Raw genomic sequence first — 18,919 nt, forward strand, 5'->3', positions numbered from 1 at the left:
TTTAACATAAGTTCTGCATTGCTCTGTCAATTAATGTGTGCTGGATGGTGAGGGGAACTGCTCCGCTTTCCGCGGACGTTTGGCCGAGCCTCCTTAGCTTCGCTTCCGGGGTCTCGGCACGCCCGTACTTCCGCAGGAGTCTACGCAGTTCCCCTCACCATCTTCAACATAATTTCCGTGACAGAGCTTCAACATGTACAAGAAAGTCATTTAACTAGAAAATATAATTCTTCTTTCATAAAAGGGAAATCAATCTCTACCCTTAATTAAGGTTGTTTGCTAAAATTCTTGTTCTGATTAATTTCCTTAAAGATACATGCTCAGAATGTTGATTGAAGCGGAAGGATGCTCGACTCCTGCGGGAATAGCTGGACAGTACGAAAAGCGGAGGGGCTTAGCTCAGGGGCGACAAGCATAAGACGAGTCTGCCGGAAAGGCGCACTTTGCCTTTTTGGCAGACTTGGCTTATGACCTCGAGCCCCTAAGCCCCGTAGCTGGACAGGTGAGACCCCGGAGGCGCAGCCGAGGAGGCTCACCGCCAGCCCCGCGGAAAGCGAGCATCCTGGAGCGGAAATCAACTAGTACTTTCTTCTCTACAATAGCAACAAACTTTGCAGAACTTTTTTATAAATCCTTTTGATAAGGCCATTCAAAAAAGCCGGACCATTTCTCTTTTCAGAGACGATCCGGCTTTTTATTATTTCTTCTTACAGGTAAAGAAAATTCTTTCACTATGGTCTGTAGGAGCTTCTCCCGTGAAGTCTGCAGAGATCTCCAACACTTCGAACCCTGCATCCTTTAACCATTCCTTTAAGGTAAGAATGGGGTATGTCCGCTGTTTGTGAAGCTCTTCTACTCTTTCGTACTGATTCGTTTCCTCATCTTTCACGAAAAAAGTCAGTTCATGCTCTACACTATTGGGCACTTCTCCAGGAAAGCAATCCCAAATGTATGAAACCTGATCATCCGTCAGGGTATACGTCTTGTTAATAAATATTTGCGTCATTTTAAAAATGGAATGCACATCAAATAGGAATAAGCCACCCTGCTTCAGATGAGCAAATACACTTTTAAACGTATTTTCAACATCAAGTTCGTCTTCCAGGTAATTCAGGGAATCACAAAAAATCGTGATAAGATCGTATTCACCAAGTGAATCAAGCTTTGACATATCCTGTTGAAACAGATTAAGCTTTACGTTCATTTCTAATGCCTTTTCCTGAGCAACCATCAGCATATCCTGGGAGAGGTCAACACCTGTTACATCGTAACCGTCCCGGACTAGGCGCAGCGATAATTCCCCTGTGCCACAAGCGATGTCAAGAACACTTTTCCCTTGGATTGAATGGGCCTTGGCTTGTTTATCGACAAACTCCAACCAGCCATCATATGGGACGTCCTGCATTAAATAATCGTACATATAAGCAAAACGTTCATAACTCATTTAGTGACTCTCACCTTGTCCAACTTCGACGAAAGATGCATCTCCCCATAAGCGCTCAAGATTATAGTAACCTCTTTCCTCTTTATGGAACACGTGAGCGACTACATCACCTAAGTCGACTAAGATCCAGCGTGCTTGATCAAATCCTTCCAACCGTTTGACTGAATAGCCATTTTCTTCTGCTTTGTCCTTTAATTCACGGGCAATTGCCTGTACCTGTTTGTCTGAGTTCCCGTGACAAATCAGGAAATAATCCGCAATTAAAGAAACACCTTTCATATCTAATACAACAATATCTTCAGCACGTTTATCATCAGCGGCATTAAACGCTAATTCTACTAAATTTTGTTCCATTCCTTCATCTCCTCTGGTTTAAAATTAATCCGTTATAAAAGCGAAATGTATCCGGATAGATCGCTTGATTTTTTTTCATTAAAAACGTCATTGTATTTTGAAGAGCCTTTAAAATGCCTTGATCTAATGATTCTTTGGCGAGTTCCCTCACTTCTTCCACCCCGGGAAATTGTCGATTCGGCTCGATGTAATCAGCTAAATAGATCACTTTGTCCAGAGTGGTCATCTCTTCTTTTCCTGAAGTGTGGTAGCGAATGGCATTTAAAATATCTTCATCCTGTATACCAACTTCACGCTCTACAAGTAAGGCTCCTACAGGTGCATGCCAGAGCTCACTATTGTACAGCAAAAGATCCTGAGCCAGCTTCTCTTCTACAATGATTCTTCGCATTTCATGCTTATCCCGGAACTTCGCATAGTCATGGAAAATCGCCGCTATTTCCGCCTTTTTCTCATCGGCTCCATACCGTTTCGCAAGCTCTATACTTGTGTCCATGACACCACAAGTGTGTATATAGCGATGTTCCGTTAAATGGTCTTTTACGATTTCCAAGGCTTTTTCCCTATTCATACAACTTCTCCTCCTTTATGAATCGACACACATCATCTGGAACTAAGTAGCGAACCGATTGTCCCTTTTTCACTGTGTCGCGAATATAGGAAGAAGAAATATCAATTTCTGGAACCTCAATCAACTGAACATCAAACGAAGTCTCATGTGAATAGGAAGGACGATTGACACCAATAAACCTTACCATTTCCTGAAGATCTCCGATTCGATACCACTTCGGGAGATATTCGATCATATCCCCGCCTATTATAAAAGAAAACTCGGTTTCCTCTTCCCTCTCGGTTAATAGCTTGATGGTGTCGTAGGTGTAAGAGGCACCCTCCCTTTCCAATTCAATCCGCTCAATGGAAAAGTGGGGGTTGCCCTTAATCGCTTGTTGCAGCATGAAGAGGCGCTGATTCGCCGTTACACGATCATCCACCTGTTTATGAGGAGGGACATGATTAGGAAGAAATCGAATTTCATCTAAATTTGCCTTCTTCAACACCTGCTCGGCAATAACCAAGTGGCCCATATGAGGAGGATTAAATGTCCCTCCCAGGAGTCCAACCTTTTTCATCATTTTATCAATCCTTATCATGGTAGGATTAATTGCTTGTTTTCCTTCGATTCTTTGTAAAGGACGATGGTACTTCCAATTACCTGGACAACCTCTGCTCCTACGCCTTTTGATAGCTGGTCAGCTACCTCTGACTTATCCATATCACAGTTTTGAAGAACACTGATTTTCATCAGTTCTCTTACTTCAATCGCTTCTCCGATTGTTTTAATCATATTTTCATTGACTCCGCCTTTTCCCACTTGGAAAACCGGATTTAAATGATGTGCTTCTGAACGTAAATATCTTTTTTGTTTACCTGTTAACATGTTGACCTCCTAGTTGTTGTAATACGGTGTTTTTCATTATCGAATACGGTGGAAAGATTCCAGTCCACTTTTCAAATGAAAGGGCTCCCTGGTACACAAACATATCAAGACCATTTTGAGTACGAGCACCTTTCTGATTCGCTTGCTTTAATAATGCTGTTTCTAAAGGGTTATAGATAATGTCACTAACGATGCACCCCTCTTTTAACTCTTTGATCGTTAATGGACTCCCTTTTATATGAGGAAACATTCCTATAGATGTTGTATGGATGATTACATCATATTGGTCCAATCTGTTTTCAGCAGCCTCAAGAGATAGAAAGCGCGAGTTTAAATCGAAAGGGCACGCTTTAATCATATTTTCTGCTCTCAATGCAGTCCGGTTGGTCACATCGATTCTCTTTACTCCCAAAGAAGCAAGAGAATAATAAATGGCTCTCGCAGCACCACCGGCACCGATAATCAGCATCGATTTATCTTCAAGTTGGTCATCTGCTATATTTTTCAAGCCTTCAACAAACCCAAGACCGTCTGTATTATAACCGATCAGCTTACCGTTTTCATTGACAATCGTATTCACTGCCCCGATCGCCCCTGCCAATGGATCGATTCCATCTAAGAGAGGCATGACATGTTCCTTATGGGGAACTGTCACATTCACTCCTTGAATTCCCAAAGCCTTTATTCCATTAATGGCTTGGGAAAGCTGCTCTTTTCTCACGTGAAATTTCACGTATGCAGAATCCATTCCACATTCTTGGAACGCAGCATTATGCATCTCGGGAGACATAGAATGGGCAATCGGATCTCCTATAACACCATATAGAGCCACAGAATCCCTCCTAGATTAATGATTTTCTCAAGAAAACACTAACGCCTTTAGGAACATGGGCAGCAATGGTCGCCCCTCTGTCATTCACTGTAATCCATCCTAAACCTGAGAAGACGATATCTGTTTTTGCTTCTTTAATTCTGAACTCATGCCTCACAAGTGGAGGGAATGTGCCCATATCATCTTTTCTTGGCGGCTGCAACAGTTCTCCTGCATGGTTCATATAGAGCTCATCGGCTTTCTCAATCTTTGTGCGATGAATGGATAGTTCATTTGAGAAATAACAGGTAAATGCCTGACGCTCACCCGCCATGAAGTCAAAGCGTGCCAATCCACCGAAGAAAAGGGTTTGTTCCGGATTCAACTGGAAGGTTCTCGGCTTGATCTCTTTCTTGGGAGTAATGATTTTCAAATCCTGTTTATCAACAAAATGGGCCATCTGATGATGATTAATAATTCCCGGCGTGTCTATGAGTGATTCTTCGTCATCAAGTGGAATTTGAATCATATCGAGAGTGGTGCCAGGGAAGTGAGACGTCGTAATGACATCTTGTTCACCTGATACATGCTTGATAATACGGTTTATAAACGTTGATTTCCCAACGTTTGTACACCCTACTACATACACGTCTTTCCCGTTTCGATAATGTTCAATCGCTTCGATCGCTTCGGTAATCCCCTGACCTTTTGCAGCACTCACTAACTGAACATCAATAGGCTTTAACCCTAATTGACTTGCTTCATGCTTCATCCAATGAATCAGCTTGGAGGGTTTCACAGACTTGGGGAGAAGATCCACTTTGTTTCCGATTAGCAGAATCGGGTTAGACCCCACGAAACGATGCAATCCAGGCAGCCAGCTCCCATTGAAATCAAATATATCGACAATCTTGACAATCAACCCTTCTGAATCACCAAGTTCATTTAATATTTTCAAGAAGTCATCATCCGTTAAGGGGACATCCTGGACTTCATTATAATGCTTTAATCTAAAGCAACGTTGACAAATAATCTCTTCTTTTTGAAGAGCCGAAGGAGGTGCATACCCCATTCCTTCCTTATTCTCCGTCTGGATTTCAACGCCACATCCTATACATACAACTTGACTCACTTTTTATCCTCCCACTCAAGCATGCCTTTACGCTTGAAAAACTTCATTATTCTGCGTTCAACTCGACGATTGAACTTTGTGATGAACCCATCTGATTGAGCAACGGGAACAACCAGTATCGTATGGAAACCGTTTCGATTTCCGCCCAAAACATCCGTTAACAGCTGGTCTCCAATCACAACCGATTCTTCCTTCTTCACACCCATTTCCTGAATCGCCCTCTTAAAAGCGCGTCCCATTGGCTTACGGGCCTGAAAAATAAACGGAACGCCTAAAGGTTCTGCAAATGCTCCCACCCTGTTTTTATTATTATTGGACACAATGGTCACAAGGATTCCATGTTCCTGCATCTCTTTAAACCACTGAATTAATTTAGGGGTGGCATTGGGGCGGTCCCATTCCACTAACGTATTGTCTAAATCTGTAATGATCGCTTTAATTCCCTTTTCTTTTAAATACTCCGGACGGATACTGAAAATATCCTGAACCTGTTCATCGGGTAAAAATTGCTTTATCACTTGCAGCACCTCAAATTTCTTTATCATTTATTCACTTTAATATTTTACTTTTTTTAAATTGTATAGCTCCACGTCCATTGATTTCTGCGGATTCCAAATTCTTTCTATTAGTATCTTTTAACCTATAACAGATTAATGATAACCAATTTTCCCTGCAGATTCAAAATAAATCACATATATTCCTGGGATTCCATAAATATTCCCAAAGAGAATAAATATTTTTCGACAAATTTCCAGTTTCCTTCATGGTTGTGGATAACCTTATTCACATTATACAAGACATGAATATGGCTTATTTACCAGTTATATACAAGTTAGTCACAACTTATCCACCGTGAACTGTGGATAACGGAACGCTTGTTCTAAAAAAATAAATTTGGTAAAGTTTAATTACTACTTAAAAACGTACAAAACTTAATATTTCGAAATAAAAAAAGATGATGGTTATGGAGGTGGCATTAATGAGGAAATTATCGGACGAACTGTTGATTGATTCTTATTTCAAAGCGTTGGAGTTGAAACTCAATACAGAATTCATTCGCCTCATCGAAATGGAAATTCACCGTCGATCTCTTACTAATAAAATAAAAGCTACTTCGTAGAATACTAACATGAAATGGGACGGATTTATATCAAATCCGTCCTCTTTTTTATTGAGTGAAATCTCCTATTGTTTCCCCGACGGTTACATTCCTTGGAATTTCTTTGTTCCTTGAGAATTGGAATGTATCCCTTTCAAATAAAAGGATCACGGTGGAGCCGAAGCTGAAGTATGCGACTTCTTCGCCTTGTTTCCACTCTTTTCCTTCATGAACATAATCAACGCTGTTGACAAACATGGCCCCTACCTTTACTACAGCCACTTTGCCCTTTACATGTTGAAGCTCCGTAATGGAGCGGAAATTCTTTGAAAGTGCTTCTTTGCCGTACATCAACCCCAGCTCATTAACAGGGTAAGAATGCTGTCCAAGTGACCACCTGCCGAGAATCGTGCCTGACACGGGGCTGTGTATGCGATGATAATTTGCAGGACTCAGATAAAACACCGCAAATTCTCCCCCGCAATAATCAGAAGCTTTCTCTGCACTACCAAGCATATCAAGAATGGAGTACGTCTTTCCTTTCACCTCTATTTCAAGGGACTCGGAAATGACTCCGGTACTGGCAAGTGAGCCATCAACTGGACTAACTGCTTGTTTCTCACTATATTGTACGACCCTCGCATCTTCCTTCAGGTTTCTTATAAAGAAGTCATGTAATGTTTTATAGTCAGCTACCCGACCTTCTATTTCATCCACATTTATTTTGTACGTTTTAATGAATGATGAAACAAACGGCCGACTCAAAGGTGACTGTACAAATTTCCTGATCATATAAGAGGACCATTTCTTATTTGTTAGTTCAATAAAAAGACGATAAATGGATTGCTTCATTATAATCCCTCACATATTTCTAAAAAACGATTAACTTTAACAGTTTAATAAGTATATAATAAAATATTATTATATACTATATTTATAAGAATCTTTTTTCACCATTGGATGTAACAGTGACCTCAGGGCCCTTGTTTCTGCAAGTAATGTGACACGTGAAAATCCCAGGCAGAAATTATGTTCAATGGTGAGCAAACTTATTTAAAAGGAGTGAGTAATGATTGTTTCTCTCCGAAGTCGTCGATCAAACATTTAAAAAGCTTAAGGCCCAAACGGCCAACCTCATTACCTTGTCCAACTTATCTTTAGGTGGATTTGCTATCATTTCTATTCTTCATAACCAATTAAACCTATGTTTGTTACTCATTTTCGTCGCAGCCTTAACAGACCGCTTTGATGGGATGGTTGCGAGGAGATTGAACATTGAGTCAGAATTAGGGAAGCAGTTGGATTCCATGAGTGATATTATATCATTCGGCGTAGCACCGGCATTACTCCTGTATACAGCTGTTCTGAATCAGTATGACTTTCCCGGGATGTTTTTCGTCATATTTTATATAGGGTGCGGAGCTTTTCGATTGGCTCGCTTCAATATTTCAGAGAACGATGGCTACTTTACGGGCTTGCCAATAACCGTAGCCGGATGTTTACTGACCCTGTGCTATTTCGCCATCCCATTTGTTTCAGGTGTTCTCATTTTATGTATGACCATCATTCTGTCCATTTTAATGATTAGCCCGTTTACTTTAAAGAAGATGTAAGGATGATAACAGAGCCCTGTTCCCATGGAACAGGGCTCTGCTCGGATATAAGGTTGTACTTGTCAGGCTAACAGTTATTGTAGTACCACCATCCACCAAATAGGAAAAGTAAGATTAGTAATACAACAACTAACGCGAAGTAGAATCCTCCACCACCATAGTAACCTGGATAGACTGGTCCATAACAAGGGTACCCATACGGCATTACAATACCTCCTCACTTACTTTTACTACTAGTATATGTACATAGGGAAAGAGCGTATAGGCATTTTTCACCTTAAATATGGGATTTACCGGCTAAGAAAGTTTGCCTTTTCTTTGATTACTTTCCAGGGACATGCAAGGACATTCCCTTCTTATCATATGAATGAATATAGGCTTAAGTCCTTATGGAGGTGTAAACATGTCTGGAGTTCTAACAGCACTGGGGTATTTCTTTAAAGAGTTAATTTTCCTCGTTTCTTACGTTAAGAATAATGCATTCCCTCAACCACTATCTGCAGCAGATGAAAAGAAATATTTAAGGCTGATGGCAGAAGGAAATGAGCATGCCCGTAATATGCTCATTGAACATAATCTGCGATTGGTTGCTCACATCGTCAAGAAATTCGAAAACACAGGCGAAGATCCAGAAGATCTAATTTCCATCGGGACCATCGGATTGATCAAGGCAATTGAAAGTTATTCAGAAGGCAAAGGCACCAAGCTTGCAACTTATGCGGCACGATGTATCGAGAATGAGATTCTTATGCATCTTCGTGCTCTCAAGAAAACGAAAAAAGATGTCTCTCTTCATGATCCTATCGGCCAAGATAAAGAAGGAAACGAAATCAGCTTAATTGATATCTTAAAGTCTGAGAGTGATGATGTCATCGATACGATTCAACTAAGCATGGAACTGGAGAAAGTAAGAAAATATATTTGTGTTCTCGACGAAAGAGAAAAAGAAGTCATTGTGGGGCGATTCGGATTAGACTTAAAAGAGGAAAAGACTCAGCGGGAAATTGCCAAGGAACTGGGAATCTCAAGAAGTTATGTATCACGAATCGAGAAAAGGGCACTGATGAAGATGTTTCATGAATTTTATCGTGAAGAAAAAGAAAAACGCAATAAATCATGAAAAAAGCGATCCAGGCTCGGATCGCTTTTTTTATTTGCTATTCAACACTGACTTCAGCGGCAATAATCAGACCAATCACAGATGTTACGATAAGACCCATTATCATTGAAAACATCGTAATCTCACTCCCTCTTTAGCAGTAATTAGTATTACTCCTCTTACTATTAATGTATCACGAAAAGCCGGATATTCCCCTCTCAATCGTGAACAACTTATTACTAAAGATTGACGGAACTGTGTCTGTCTTACGGCCCTCTTAATCCCATTAAAACAAAGGAGGACACCCTCCGAAAAAGGCATCCCCCCATTCATTCTATTTCTTATCCTGCTTCTTCTTTTTATGGAAGAGAGCCGACCAAAAAACAATATTTAAAAACATCGTTCCACCCACCTTCTGTTTCGTTAGGCAGTATCCTTCTCTACCCATAGCGCATTTAGCCTTTTCTCCTGTACATAAATCATATTTCATTCTCCTCTCCATTTTTTGATATTACCTTAGAACAACTGGGACATGTACTGGTTCTTGGTTTTCGTTTCTTCATAGAACTTTGAAACCGTTTCATTGTGAGTCACTTCTTCAAATGTTTCTTGTTTCTTTTTGAACGTTACCGTAATAAATAAAAGATTCAGTGTCATACGTATCACCCCTTTCAAAGTGCCTGCAGGGCTGCAAGGCATACTAAAAAGCCACAAAGAGTCCGATCCTTGTGGCACAAAAAAGCCACAGGAACCTGCATTCTCCCTGTGGCTATCATTTAATGGATTTAAAAATTAAGCGTGAAGCATCCCACAAGCGGTCGAATGATGAAAACAATATGAAGTTGTGTCTATTTTTCCAATAAGCATGAACATGTTCTTCGACCTCCCTCTTGTGATTTTTTTCTTACATTGGTTAGTATATCCAATTTCCATTAGAAAGTAAACCACTTTCCTCATTATTTTTTCTACAAATTTCCACATTATTCTAGAGTGTTCTTTTTCATAGTTTTGTGATTTTAAGACATCAGACCTTCCGCGGGCTCTGTCAATGAGAATGTGCTGGATGGTGAGGGGAACTGCTACGCTAGCTGAGGAGGCTCGGCACGCCCGTTCTTCCGCAGGAGTCTCCGCAGTTCCCCTCACCATCTATAGAAGATTTTCGTGACAGAGCATAAAGGTCAAAATAACAAATATAGAATGTATAGGATATGATTTCCAATGATCCGATCTGGCAGTAAGAAAGACTAAATTGACTTATTACCCTAATATTCGTTATCAATTTTTTGTTTATGCGATCCTGTGTAGATAATTTGTTTTATGAAACAAACTATCTACATATCTACAATTGGAACTATTTTATGTTTGTTTATCAATAACCCATAGGTAAATAAATAATTAGCACAGAGTGGATTGGAGCGGAAAGGAACGGTCCAAGTTTTCACACTTCACTCATACAAAAAATGAATTTATTTTTTTAGAATCTATACAAAACCATGGGATGAGACCCCATATGCGGGTGAAGGCTCACAGCCATCCACTTTTGAAAACGACAAAAAGAAAACGAGTCCTCAATGAGAACCCGCTTTACATGATCTATTCATCTATAGATTGCATATCTTTTTTGTATTTGATCGCTTTTGTAAAAAATATAAGTGACAATCCGAGTAAAACAACGGTCCCTGTCATGAGGGTGATCGTTTTACTAGGTGTGACGGTTTCTGTTGGAATAATGACCCCTAAATACATAAAGACACTAAGTGCAAGTAACGTAAAACCAAATCGTTTGAAGTCGTTCATCTTTTGTTGAATGGTTCTTTTTTTTGCGTTCTTCATGTGCATTCACCTACTTTAGAACTAGTAAACTCTCATTCTATGGTAACATACTGACGCATGTCAGCTACCATGTAATTGATACCAGTTCTACCAGTTGACGAATTACTTTGAAAGGGCATTTTCAATATCTTCAATCAGGTCTTCCACGTCTTCAAGACCTACAGATATACGTACTAATCCGTCTGTGATCCCTAACTCATTTCGGCGCTCTGCCGGAATGGATGCGTGAGTCATGCGAGCCGGAACCGAGATCAAGCTTTCTACAGCTCCCAGACTTTCAGCTAATGTAAAGTATTTGGTGTTCGTGAGGAGACGATCAGCATTTTCTTCACTGCCCACATCAAAGGATACCATACCACCGAAGCCGGATGCCTGTTTCTTGGCAATGTCGTGGTTCGGATGGGTTTCGAGTCCCGGATAGTAAACCTTTGATACTTTCGGGTGTGATGTAAGGTACTCGACTATCTTCTTCGTGTTTTCTTCATGTTCTTCCATTCTAAGCCCCAATGTTTTAATGCCCCGAATCAGTAACCATGAATCCTGTGGTCCAAGAACCCCACCTGTGGAATTCTGCACAAAAAATAACTCTTCAGCAAGCTCTTCGGAATTCACAACGACCAGTCCTGCCACAACGTCACTGTGTCCGCCGATGTATTTCGTTGCACTGTGAAGAACGATGTCTGCTCCCAGGCTGATTGGATTTTGCCAATATGGCGTGCTGAACGTATTATCTACAATCGTCAACAGATTGTGCTTCTTAGCTAATGAAGCTGCAGCCTCGATATCGGTAATTTTCAATAATGGATTTGTAGGTGTTTCAATGTATATAGCTTTTGTATTCGGCTTAATGGCACTTTCGATATTGTTGGTATCACTTGTATCAACGAAGGTGGACTCGATACCGACGCGATTTAACACCTTCGTCATGACGCGGTACGTTCCTCCATAAACATCGTCTGTCATCACAATATGATCTCCGCTGTTGAACAACATCATAACCGCTGTGATAGCCGCCATTCCCGATCCGAAGGCAAAACCTTTTTCCCCGCCTTCCAGATCTTTAATAAGCTCTTCAAGGGCGTGCCGGGTCGGGTTTCCGGAACGCGAATATTCAAAGCCTTTATGCTTTCCTACTTCATCTTGTTTATACGTACTCACCTGATAAATGGGAGTGGATACAGCACCTGTTTGAGGATCTGTCGGGATACCGCCGTGTATTAATTGTGTTTTCTTTTTCATGATTAGATTCCTCCTTCATATATTTTCTTACTTAAATAGCGCTCACTTGAATCCGGGAAAATCGTTACGATGTGACTTCCGGATTGAGCTTCTTCTGCCTCCTGTAATGCGGCATGAAGTGCAGCGCCAGAAGAACTGCCAACCAGTAAACCTTCCAGCAAGGCAAGCTCTTTTACTCTTTTAAAAGCATTGTCATCTGTTACGGTATGGATACTATTGAAATAGCTTGAATCCATATAGTGAGGTAAAAATTCCATACCGATCCCCTCAGTTTTATGAGGTCCCGTTGACCCGCCATTCAAAATGGATCCTTCAGGTTCGACAATCACTGTTTTAATATTTCCATTCATTTCTTTGAGGAATTGAGCTGTCCCCATAAAGGTACCACCTGTCCCCGCACCTGCAACAAACGTATGAATTTCGCCGTTCATCTGGCTCCAGAGTTCCGGTCCCAATGTTTTGTAATACGTATTGGGGTTAGCATCATTTCCAAATTGCTGAGGAGAATAAGAGTTAGGGATTTCCTTCACCAGTTCAGTTGCTTTTGCGATGGCACCCTTCATTCCTTCTTCGGTAGGAGTATGGACTATTTTTGCTCCTAATGCTTTCATAAGCTCCTGTTTCTCCATACTGAATTTTTCAGGTACGCAGAACATAACGTTGTATCCAGAATTCACAGCTGCGAGAGCCAGGCCGATTCCCGTGTTCCCTGCAGTCGGTTCGATGAAGGTGCCTCCCGGTTTTATTTTACCTTTGCGAATGGCATCTTCTAATAATTCCCGGCCTAAACGATCCTTCACACTACCCCCGGGATTGAAAAACTCCAGCTTGGCAAAGAGGCGAACGCCTTTCTTCAATGGGAAGTTTGTAATCTCGACAATCGGTGTATTCCCAATCAGGTCATGTACGCTTTTATACACGTCCATGTATTCAATCCCCCTTTATAAAAAAAGCTGACCCATCCACCATCCCTGTTCTCCGTATACACGAATAGAGTGCTCGCCTGAACACATCTGTTCCGTATGAGTTTAGGAGAAAGTTGGTACCTGGGTCAGCCATATTTCCCTTGTATTATACAGACTCTACAATACTCATTACCATTTTAGCAGAGTGAAGTGCTGCCTTTTCTAAGTATTGCTCGAAGGAAACATCTGATTCCTTGCCAGCAATATCAGAAAGAGATCGAATGATGACAAATGGTACGTGGAATTGATGAGCCACTTGCGCAATGGCAGCCGCTTCCATTTCTACTGCCTGTAAATCAGTAAACTTGTCACGGATCGCTTCCACTCGCACCGGATCATTCATAAATGAATCTCCCGTGGCGATTAATCCTGACACCACTTGAGCATCTCCCAGTTCCTTCACGCTGGCAATAGCCGTTTTCATTAATTTCTCGTCTGCTGTAAATGCTGCAGGAAGCTGCGGTACCTGACCGTATTCATATCCAAAAGCCGTTACATCCACATCATGATGTCTTACTTCTGTTGAGATGACGACATCACCAACATTTAGAGAAGGATCGAACCCTCCTGCTGACCCTGTATTGATGATGCAATCCGGTTTAAAATGCTGTAGAAGAACAGCTGTTGACATCGCTGCATTCACTTTGCCGATTCCTGAGCGAAGTAAGATCACTTCTTTGTCTTTCATCATTCCACTTGTATATTCACACCCTGCGATTGTTTCCACTACAGGGTTTGAAATATTTTCTCTAAGTAAGGCTACTTCTTCTTCCATTGCTCCAATGATGGCGATTTTCATTACTAAAAACCTCTTTCTACTGTTTAGTCGCCTCCATAATCCAAACAAAGGTATTCACTTGCTTAAATCGAACTGAAAATCCATTCTGGTTCAATAACTCCCTTAGAACCTCCAAGGTTGTGTAATATTCCCGTTTTAAATCTTCAGCCAGATTGTAATACTCTTTTTTTATTGCTAGGGATATGGCGGCTTGATAGTGCTGATCCGTTTCAAATATCGTATCGGCAAATACTATTTTACCACCTTGTGCTAGGAGCTTTCCATATATGCTAAAAGCTTTTCCCTTTTCTTCATCTGTTAAATGATGAAATGCATAGGAGCTGACGATGGAATCTGCCCTTCCTTCTAAAGAAAAGTCCAGGAAATCACCATCCCTAAACGTCACGTCTTCTCCAAGCTTCTGCATTCCGATCGCTCTCATTTCAGGAGAAGGTTCAAAAGGAACCACTTCAAGCCCTGCATCCAGTAATCTCTTGGTCAAGTTTCCAGTACCGGGACCAAATTCAACGACCCTTCCCTTAGAACGGGACACAACCTCGTCAAGAATGGATTCATACTCCTCGAAGACCGCTTGGTATTCAACGTCTTTTCCAGTAACTGTATCGTCATAAGAATCTGCCCAATCCTGAAACAAATCCAAAAATTCTCTACCCATGGTTTAGCACCTCTGCTACATTAAGTTTATAATTCCTATAAACATACTATGAATTAAAATTTAAACTGTTATTAAATTATCATATTCTCCTAATGAATTCAACAAATAATAATTGTAAAATCCGTTTTGTGACTCTAAAATAAGGGGAGACAACCTGCCACAAGCAAATGAGGAGGAGAATCTTATGAATATTTCATTTGACTTAATAGAAGATAAAGTGGAATTTTTTGAAGCAGATAATTTAAGAACATTAGAAAAGAAGGTAGATGAACAAATTCAGCATAATAAAGCGATCATGCTTAGTGTACACCATGTGGATCATGCCGTTTCAATTGATGAAAATGGCAGGAGGTTGTATAGTGCTGCGGTTCATTTTAAAGTAAAGAAGTAATTCATTGAAAAAGGCCCTTCCAAGAGAAAGGGCCTTTTTCATCTATTATTAGTCTTTATCATTTTCCACTAATTCCTGTACTTTCGTAGGCTGCCATCCTTTGCCGTCCACCCACTGCAGGTACACTCTGTATGGCGTTTTTGTATCTTTAGCTGTCACGGTAGCCATGGATTTCTGAGGGCCGCCGTTCCCTTCAATATACCAAACGGTCATATTATCTTCAGGAATTCCCGTTGCATACGACGTAGCTTTTACTTTTTCCTGCCAGTCGGCTGATCCTAAATCATATGAAGATACGTGTTCACCTGTTTGCTCTGTTCCGATTGGCTTCCAGTTAGGATGCACCATTGTTTGCTTCACATTTGGATCGTCACTATCTTCTACTTTTAATTCACTTTGGTCTTCACCTTCTAATTTAACAGTGTCCTGCTTTTCATCAGAAGCTTCATCTTTTTGTTTTTCTTCATCGCTTTTCTTTTCTTCGTCTTTTTTATTTTCATTCTCTTTTTCCTCAGATTTTTTATCCTCATCTAAAGAAACAGATTTATCGTCTTTTTCAGCATTATTATTGCTCTTGTTTGATTCTTTTGTTTCTGTATTCGCAACACCGGATGATGCCTTTTCATCGCCGTCTCCCATCACTATTGTTGCTCCGACAACGACAATCAATAAAAGTACGACTGCAATCATTATGTTCAAAATTTTATTTGTATTCTTCTTGGATCGTTTATCTAATCGAGATTGGTATTTCGCCATTATGTTTCCCTCCCTATTATCCTAAACATTTTAACATGACAAGAGGAAAAGAATAAAGCGAAACATTATCCATTCTTAGGGATTCAGCCACTTTCATTAGAAAGGGAAAAAGGTCACAGGACCATTGTACAATAGGTTTAATCGTTTTCAAGATTATATATGGCATCTACGCTATCTTTGAAAATCGGGTAGATCCCACCCTCATCGATCTTCACATCCATGTTGACGGCAACCAGGGAGTATTTAGGGTTTTCAAAGGGAAAATATCCTGCGAACCATTTATTATACAATTCATTTTCTTTCGCTTCTTCACCCCGATAATTACCTGTTTGCGCCGTTCCCGTTTTACCGGCAATGGTGTAGGCAGCTGTTTGCAGGTATGGAGCAGTTCCTTCAGGTGAGTTTACAACTCCTCTTAAATACTGCTGAAGCTTCATTGCCGTATATGGAGTAATCGTCTCACCCTCCTGCTTTTGTTTGGGGAAGGAAAACATCTTCGTTCCATTTTGGTACTCGACGGCGGATACGGCACTCACTTGATATTTCTCTCCTCCCCTTGCGATGGTGGCCATCATATTGGCGATGCCCAGAGGAGTGACTCGAACTTCTTGTTGTCCAATCCCAGTTTGAGAAACAAGTTTGGGTTCATCTCTATGTTCTTCCGACGCAAAGATCCTTCCTTCGCTTACTTGAAGCTGAGGAAAGCTTTCGTAATGAAAGACATCCCCTTTCCAGACAATATCACCAAGCAAGCCGATCTTTTCAGCATATTCATCAAGAAGATGGGTATCTTTCTCCGTTAATTCATTGGCCAAATCCGCAAACGTCCGGTTACAGCTGACGGCAAGACTCGTTTTTATATTGATAGTTCCGTGTGGCTTTTCTGCACGACCGCCTCGAATATCTTCATCACATGCAAATAGCCTGCTTTCATCCACAATCCCTTCGTCCATGGCTGCAGCGGCGACAACGGTCTTAAACACAGAGCCGGGGATCAACGCTTTCAGCATGTAGTTCGTTGCCCCGCCACTGAACGGGTCACGGCTGCTCATCGCAGGTCTTGAGACACTTGCGACAATTTCGCTTTTTTCAATATCAAGGAGCAGTAATCCTCCCTTTTGAATGTTATACGTATCTGCAACCTCTTCCAATGCTTGCTGCATCTTCCCATCAATCGTCGTTTTCACATTAAGGGGATAGAATGGATTGGCTGGCGCCAAATATTTTACATCCACACCGAATAATGGGCCACCGATTGCATCAACATGATAGATCAATTTCGCTTCCTCTTCTGCTACCAGCCATTCATCAAAGCTCTCTTGAAGCCCGGACACGCCAATTTTCTGATTGGCCCCCTTTACTTTATCCGGGTAACGCTTATGGAACACGTCGGCATTTTCTCCCGTCACACCAATCAGCTGTGAAGCAGGCACTTCACTACTTTTGAACTTTTTCGTGAGTGCAAACACTCCTTGAATTTCAAGGTCATTGATTTCTTTCATTTGATTTTCGGTGAGCTGTAAAGGTTCTTTTCCGCCAAATACGATAGGTCCTTTCGCTTCTTCAACCTTAGATTGAATGGTTTTGGGAGGGACATGAAGGATTCCCGCCACTTTTTCTACTGGCCATTCGATTTGTTTTAGAAATGGAAAAAGAACGAGAATATTCTTTTCCGTAAACGTAAGAGGCTCACCGTTTCGATCAAGAAATTCTCCACGCCCTTCATCGATCACCAATTGTTGTGTTCGTTGAGATACACTTTCTTCAAGAAGATTGATTTTATGTTTCGAATAGGATTCTGTTTGAAATAATTGCAATTGCATCAGTCTCCCTGACAAGGCAAAGAGAGAGAGTAATAAGAAGATACTGAGCAGCCTGATTCGTTTACGTTTCATAATGTCACCTCGTCCCCATTGTTGACGAGTTTCGGGTGAAATAATCTTTTTCCCGGCATAAAAAAAGAAGAGGCCCGCTAATGAGCCCCTCCTACATGATCAGCTTACTTCCACAATCTTCACATTCATTTCTCCACCTGGAGTTTGAACGCTTACTTCCGCGCCTACTTTATGGCCAAGAAGGCTTTTCGCGATTGGTGAATCATTTGAAATCTTTCCTTCAAATGGATCTGCTTCTGCACTACCGACGATTGTGTATGTTTCTTTGTCTCCGTCCGGCAGTTCAACGAACGTTACCTTTTTACCTAATTGTACTGTATCTGAATTCATATCATCTTCTTGAATGATTTTCGCATTGCGAATCATGTTTTCTAAAGTAGAAATACGGCCTTCAACAAATGCTTGTTCATCTTTCGCTGCGTCGTATTCTGAGTTCTCGGATAAATCTCCAAAGCTTCGGGCGATTTTAATACGCTCTACTACTTCTTTACGTTTAACCGTTTTCAAATTCTCAAGCTCTTTTTCCAATTTAGCTTTACCTTCTGCTGTCATAGGAAATACTTTTTCTGTACTCATGACCCTCTTCACTCCTTCTGCTATCTAAGAGTTTCCCCATACTCTCTATGTAAATGTTCATTTGCTAGTTATGTAAAGGTAGGGAATGGAGAGAGAATTCATTCTCTCTCCATTCCCTGCTTCTTTACAATGTGGGAAAATGTAACTTCTACCTTTATGTCTTTATCTATGCTATCGTATTACAAAAATGACTTTTGTTCAAGAATTGTTTGAATTTTTGTTACCATTAAATCGATGGCTACGTGATTATGACCACCTTCAGGAATGATCACATCAGCATATCGCTTCGTCGGTTCGATAAATTGATTATGCATAGGACGAACAACTGTAATGTATTGATCAATGACGGAATCAATGGAACGGCCACGCTCCTTGATATCACGAAGCATCCTTCTAATGATGCGAAGATCGGCATCTGTATCTACATATAGCTTAATATCCATTAAGTTACGCAATCTTTCATCTTCTAATACTAAAATTCCTTCTAAAATAATAACATCTTTCGGTTCAACGAGAATCGTGTCGTCTGAACGGGTGTGCATTTTATAATCATAAACCGGCTTATTTACGGGTTGATGATCTAAAAGAACGTGCAGATGTTGAATTAATAGATCATTGTCAAATGCTAATGGATGATCATAATTGGTTTTTAAACGTTCCTCAAAAGGAAGATTCGATTGATCTTTATAATAATAGTCCTGCTGCAGCATTAAAATCGAATGACCTTGAAATTGCTCATAAATGGCTTTGGTGACACTTGTTTTACCTGAGCCGGATCCTCCTGCTACACCAATCACAACGGGTTTATGCTTCATAAGTA

The 18,919-nt window shown here is 40.8% G+C and carries 25 protein-coding genes; 4 read left to right on the forward strand and 21 right to left on the reverse strand.

Annotated elements, in window-relative coordinates:
* Positions 1-697: 697 nt before the first annotated feature.
* From AAEM60_RS15655 to AAEM60_RS15690, 8 genes are read right to left on the reverse strand one after another with little or no spacing between them, the layout of a single operon-like run.
* Positions 698-1,444: a class I SAM-dependent methyltransferase gene (locus AAEM60_RS15655; RefSeq protein ID WP_299738550.1), complete on the reverse strand. Its 747-nt coding sequence runs from the start codon at positions 1,442-1,444 to the stop codon at positions 698-700.
* Positions 1,445-1,798 (reverse strand): ribosome silencing factor, encoded by a 354-nt coding sequence (gene rsfS / locus AAEM60_RS15660; RefSeq protein WP_299738552.1) that lies wholly within the window; start codon positions 1,796-1,798, stop codon positions 1,445-1,447.
* A 4-nt stretch (positions 1,799-1,802) separates the two neighbouring features.
* Positions 1,803-2,369, reverse strand: a complete 567-nt coding sequence (gene yqeK, locus AAEM60_RS15665) for a bis(5'-nucleosyl)-tetraphosphatase (symmetrical) YqeK (RefSeq protein ID WP_299738554.1) — start codon at positions 2,367-2,369, stop codon at positions 1,803-1,805.
* Positions 2,362-2,928: a nicotinate-nucleotide adenylyltransferase gene (locus AAEM60_RS15670; protein ID WP_299739640.1), complete on the reverse strand. Its 567-nt coding sequence runs from the start codon at positions 2,926-2,928 to the stop codon at positions 2,362-2,364. The genes yqeK and AAEM60_RS15670 overlap by 8 nt, the downstream gene beginning before the upstream one ends.
* A gap of 17 nt (positions 2,929-2,945) precedes the next feature.
* On the reverse strand, positions 2,946-3,236 hold the full coding sequence (gene yhbY / locus AAEM60_RS15675) for a ribosome assembly RNA-binding protein YhbY (RefSeq protein WP_299738556.1): 291 nt from the start codon (positions 3,234-3,236) through the stop codon (positions 2,946-2,948).
* Entirely contained in the window at positions 3,223-4,068 is an 846-nt protein-coding gene (aroE, locus tag AAEM60_RS15680) for a shikimate dehydrogenase (protein ID WP_299738558.1), read from the reverse strand. Before aroE ends, yhbY begins: the two co-directional genes overlap by 14 nt.
* A 10-nt stretch (positions 4,069-4,078) precedes the next feature.
* Entirely contained in the window at positions 4,079-5,179 is a 1,101-nt protein-coding gene (gene yqeH / locus AAEM60_RS15685; protein WP_299738560.1) for a ribosome biogenesis GTPase YqeH, read from the reverse strand.
* Positions 5,176-5,724, reverse strand: a complete 549-nt coding sequence (locus AAEM60_RS15690; RefSeq protein WP_299738562.1) for a YqeG family HAD IIIA-type phosphatase — start codon at positions 5,722-5,724, stop codon at positions 5,176-5,178. The genes yqeH and AAEM60_RS15690 overlap by 4 nt, the downstream gene beginning before the upstream one ends.
* A gap of 434 nt (positions 5,725-6,158) precedes the next feature.
* Between AAEM60_RS15690 and AAEM60_RS15695 the strand changes: the two genes are divergently transcribed.
* On the forward strand, positions 6,159-6,299 hold the full coding sequence (locus tag AAEM60_RS15695; RefSeq protein WP_044339579.1) for a sporulation histidine kinase inhibitor Sda: 141 nt from the start codon (positions 6,159-6,161) through the stop codon (positions 6,297-6,299).
* 48 nt (positions 6,300-6,347) lie between these two features.
* Here AAEM60_RS15695 and AAEM60_RS15700 read toward each other — a convergent pair whose 3' ends face one another.
* The gene (locus AAEM60_RS15700; RefSeq protein WP_299738566.1) at positions 6,348-7,130 is read right to left on the reverse strand and encodes a phosphatidylserine decarboxylase; all 783 of its coding nucleotides are present in this window, start codon (positions 7,128-7,130) and stop codon (positions 6,348-6,350) included.
* A 221-nt stretch (positions 7,131-7,351) separates the two neighbouring features.
* Here AAEM60_RS15700 and pssA point away from each other — a divergent pair, with 221 nt between their 5' ends.
* A complete protein-coding gene (pssA, locus tag AAEM60_RS15705; protein ID WP_299738568.1) occupies positions 7,352-7,891 on the forward strand; it encodes a CDP-diacylglycerol--serine O-phosphatidyltransferase in 540 nt (179 codons plus the stop codon).
* Between the two features lie 67 nt (positions 7,892-7,958).
* On the opposite strand, the gene AAEM60_RS15710 is transcribed toward pssA, so the two are convergent.
* A complete protein-coding gene (locus AAEM60_RS15710; RefSeq protein WP_172655779.1) occupies positions 7,959-8,096 on the reverse strand; it encodes a hypothetical protein in 138 nt (45 codons plus the stop codon).
* Positions 8,097-8,294: 198 nt separating this feature from the next.
* Between AAEM60_RS15710 and sigK the strand changes: the two genes are divergently transcribed.
* The gene (sigK, locus tag AAEM60_RS15715; protein ID WP_299738575.1) at positions 8,295-9,011 is read left to right on the forward strand and encodes an RNA polymerase sporulation sigma factor SigK; all 717 of its coding nucleotides are present in this window, start codon (positions 8,295-8,297) and stop codon (positions 9,009-9,011) included.
* 313 nt (positions 9,012-9,324) lie between these two features.
* Here sigK and AAEM60_RS15720 read toward each other — a convergent pair whose 3' ends face one another.
* From AAEM60_RS15720 to AAEM60_RS15750, 7 genes are all read right to left on the reverse strand, one after another.
* Positions 9,325-9,480, reverse strand: a complete 156-nt coding sequence (locus AAEM60_RS15720; RefSeq protein WP_299738577.1) for a hypothetical protein — start codon at positions 9,478-9,480, stop codon at positions 9,325-9,327.
* A gap of 26 nt (positions 9,481-9,506) precedes the next feature.
* A complete protein-coding gene (locus tag AAEM60_RS15725; protein ID WP_172655777.1) occupies positions 9,507-9,647 on the reverse strand; it encodes a YrzI family small protein in 141 nt (46 codons plus the stop codon).
* A gap of 936 nt (positions 9,648-10,583) precedes the next feature.
* A complete protein-coding gene (locus AAEM60_RS15730) occupies positions 10,584-10,823 on the reverse strand; it encodes a YrhC family protein (RefSeq protein WP_187443288.1) in 240 nt (79 codons plus the stop codon).
* Between the two features lie 102 nt (positions 10,824-10,925).
* Positions 10,926-12,062, reverse strand: coding sequence for a bifunctional cystathionine gamma-lyase/homocysteine desulfhydrase (locus AAEM60_RS15735; RefSeq protein ID WP_299738588.1), 1,137 nt, complete (start codon positions 12,060-12,062; stop codon positions 10,926-10,928).
* A gap of 2 nt (positions 12,063-12,064) precedes the next feature.
* Positions 12,065-12,988 (reverse strand): cysteine synthase family protein, encoded by a 924-nt coding sequence (locus AAEM60_RS15740; protein ID WP_299738590.1) that lies wholly within the window; start codon positions 12,986-12,988, stop codon positions 12,065-12,067.
* A 145-nt stretch (positions 12,989-13,133) separates the two neighbouring features.
* On the reverse strand, positions 13,134-13,826 hold the full coding sequence (mtnN, locus tag AAEM60_RS15745; protein ID WP_341356608.1) for a 5'-methylthioadenosine/S-adenosylhomocysteine nucleosidase: 693 nt from the start codon (positions 13,824-13,826) through the stop codon (positions 13,134-13,136).
* Between the two features lie 16 nt (positions 13,827-13,842).
* Entirely contained in the window at positions 13,843-14,481 is a 639-nt protein-coding gene (locus AAEM60_RS15750; protein ID WP_341356609.1) for a class I SAM-dependent methyltransferase, read from the reverse strand.
* Between the two features lie 184 nt (positions 14,482-14,665).
* Between AAEM60_RS15750 and AAEM60_RS15755 the strand changes: the two genes are divergently transcribed.
* Positions 14,666-14,872, forward strand: a complete 207-nt coding sequence (locus tag AAEM60_RS15755) for a DUF2536 family protein (RefSeq protein ID WP_299738597.1) — start codon at positions 14,666-14,668, stop codon at positions 14,870-14,872.
* Positions 14,873-14,920: 48 nt separating this feature from the next.
* On the opposite strand, the gene AAEM60_RS15760 is transcribed toward AAEM60_RS15755, so the two are convergent.
* The 4 genes from AAEM60_RS15760 to udk form a co-directional block, all read right to left on the reverse strand.
* Positions 14,921-15,628, reverse strand: a complete 708-nt coding sequence (locus tag AAEM60_RS15760; protein ID WP_341356610.1) for a DUF1510 family protein — start codon at positions 15,626-15,628, stop codon at positions 14,921-14,923.
* Between the two features lie 137 nt (positions 15,629-15,765).
* Entirely contained in the window at positions 15,766-17,523 is a 1,758-nt protein-coding gene (locus AAEM60_RS15765; protein ID WP_341356611.1) for a penicillin-binding transpeptidase domain-containing protein, read from the reverse strand.
* A 99-nt stretch (positions 17,524-17,622) separates the two neighbouring features.
* Complete coding sequence (greA, locus tag AAEM60_RS15770; RefSeq protein ID WP_299738603.1) at positions 17,623-18,099, reverse strand: transcription elongation factor GreA; 477 nt, start codon at positions 18,097-18,099, stop codon at positions 17,623-17,625.
* 179 nt (positions 18,100-18,278) lie between these two features.
* Complete coding sequence (gene udk / locus AAEM60_RS15775) at positions 18,279-18,914, reverse strand: uridine kinase (protein WP_341356612.1); 636 nt, start codon at positions 18,912-18,914, stop codon at positions 18,279-18,281.
* Positions 18,915-18,919: the final 5 nt, after the last annotated feature.

The organism is Rossellomorea sp. y25 (genome assembly GCF_038049935.1).
Taxonomy (GTDB): domain Bacteria; phylum Bacillota; class Bacilli; order Bacillales; family Bacillaceae_B; genus Rossellomorea.

Coding starts and splice junctions, on each gene's coding strand:
- AAEM60_RS15655 (WP_299738550.1), bottom strand. CDS start 1,444: ATGAGTTATGAACGTTTTGCTTATATGTACGATTATTTAATGCAGGAC.
- rsfS (WP_299738552.1), bottom strand. CDS start 1,798: ATGGAACAAAATTTAGTAGAATTAGCGTTTAATGCCGCTGATGATAAA.
- yqeK (WP_299738554.1), bottom strand. CDS start 2,369: ATGAATAGGGAAAAAGCCTTGGAAATCGTAAAAGACCATTTAACGGAA.
- AAEM60_RS15670 (WP_299739640.1), bottom strand. CDS start 2,928: ATGAAAAAGGTTGGACTCCTGGGAGGGACATTTAATCCTCCTCATATG.
- yhbY (WP_299738556.1), bottom strand. CDS start 3,236: ATGTTAACAGGTAAACAAAAAAGATATTTACGTTCAGAAGCACATCAT.
- AAEM60_RS15690 (WP_299738562.1), bottom strand. CDS start 5,724: ATGATAAAGAAATTTGAGGTGCTGCAAGTGATAAAGCAATTTTTACCC.
- AAEM60_RS15695 (WP_044339579.1), top strand. CDS start 6,159: ATGAGGAAATTATCGGACGAACTGTTGATTGATTCTTATTTCAAAGCG.
- AAEM60_RS15700 (WP_299738566.1), bottom strand. CDS start 7,130: ATGAAGCAATCCATTTATCGTCTTTTTATTGAACTAACAAATAAGAAA.
- AAEM60_RS15710 (WP_172655779.1), bottom strand. CDS start 8,096: ATGCCGTATGGGTACCCTTGTTATGGACCAGTCTATCCAGGTTACTAT.
- sigK (WP_299738575.1), top strand. CDS start 8,295: ATGTCTGGAGTTCTAACAGCACTGGGGTATTTCTTTAAAGAGTTAATT.
- AAEM60_RS15720 (WP_299738577.1), bottom strand. CDS start 9,480: ATGAAATATGATTTATGTACAGGAGAAAAGGCTAAATGCGCTATGGGT.
- AAEM60_RS15725 (WP_172655777.1), bottom strand. CDS start 9,647: ATGACACTGAATCTTTTATTTATTACGGTAACGTTCAAAAAGAAACAA.
- AAEM60_RS15730 (WP_187443288.1), bottom strand. CDS start 10,823: ATGAAGAACGCAAAAAAAAGAACCATTCAACAAAAGATGAACGACTTC.
- AAEM60_RS15735 (WP_299738588.1), bottom strand. CDS start 12,062: ATGAAAAAGAAAACACAATTAATACACGGCGGTATCCCGACAGATCCT.
- AAEM60_RS15740 (WP_299738590.1), bottom strand. CDS start 12,988: ATGGACGTGTATAAAAGCGTACATGACCTGATTGGGAATACACCGATT.
- mtnN (WP_341356608.1), bottom strand. CDS start 13,826: ATGAAAATCGCCATCATTGGAGCAATGGAAGAAGAAGTAGCCTTACTT.
- AAEM60_RS15750 (WP_341356609.1), bottom strand. CDS start 14,481: ATGGGTAGAGAATTTTTGGATTTGTTTCAGGATTGGGCAGATTCTTAT.
- AAEM60_RS15755 (WP_299738597.1), top strand. CDS start 14,666: ATGAATATTTCATTTGACTTAATAGAAGATAAAGTGGAATTTTTTGAA.
- AAEM60_RS15760 (WP_341356610.1), bottom strand. CDS start 15,628: ATGGCGAAATACCAATCTCGATTAGATAAACGATCCAAGAAGAATACA.
- AAEM60_RS15765 (WP_341356611.1), bottom strand. CDS start 17,523: ATGAAACGTAAACGAATCAGGCTGCTCAGTATCTTCTTATTACTCTCT.
- greA (WP_299738603.1), bottom strand. CDS start 18,099: ATGAGTACAGAAAAAGTATTTCCTATGACAGCAGAAGGTAAAGCTAAA.
- udk (WP_341356612.1), bottom strand. CDS start 18,914: ATGAAGCATAAACCCGTTGTGATTGGTGTAGCAGGAGGATCCGGCTCA.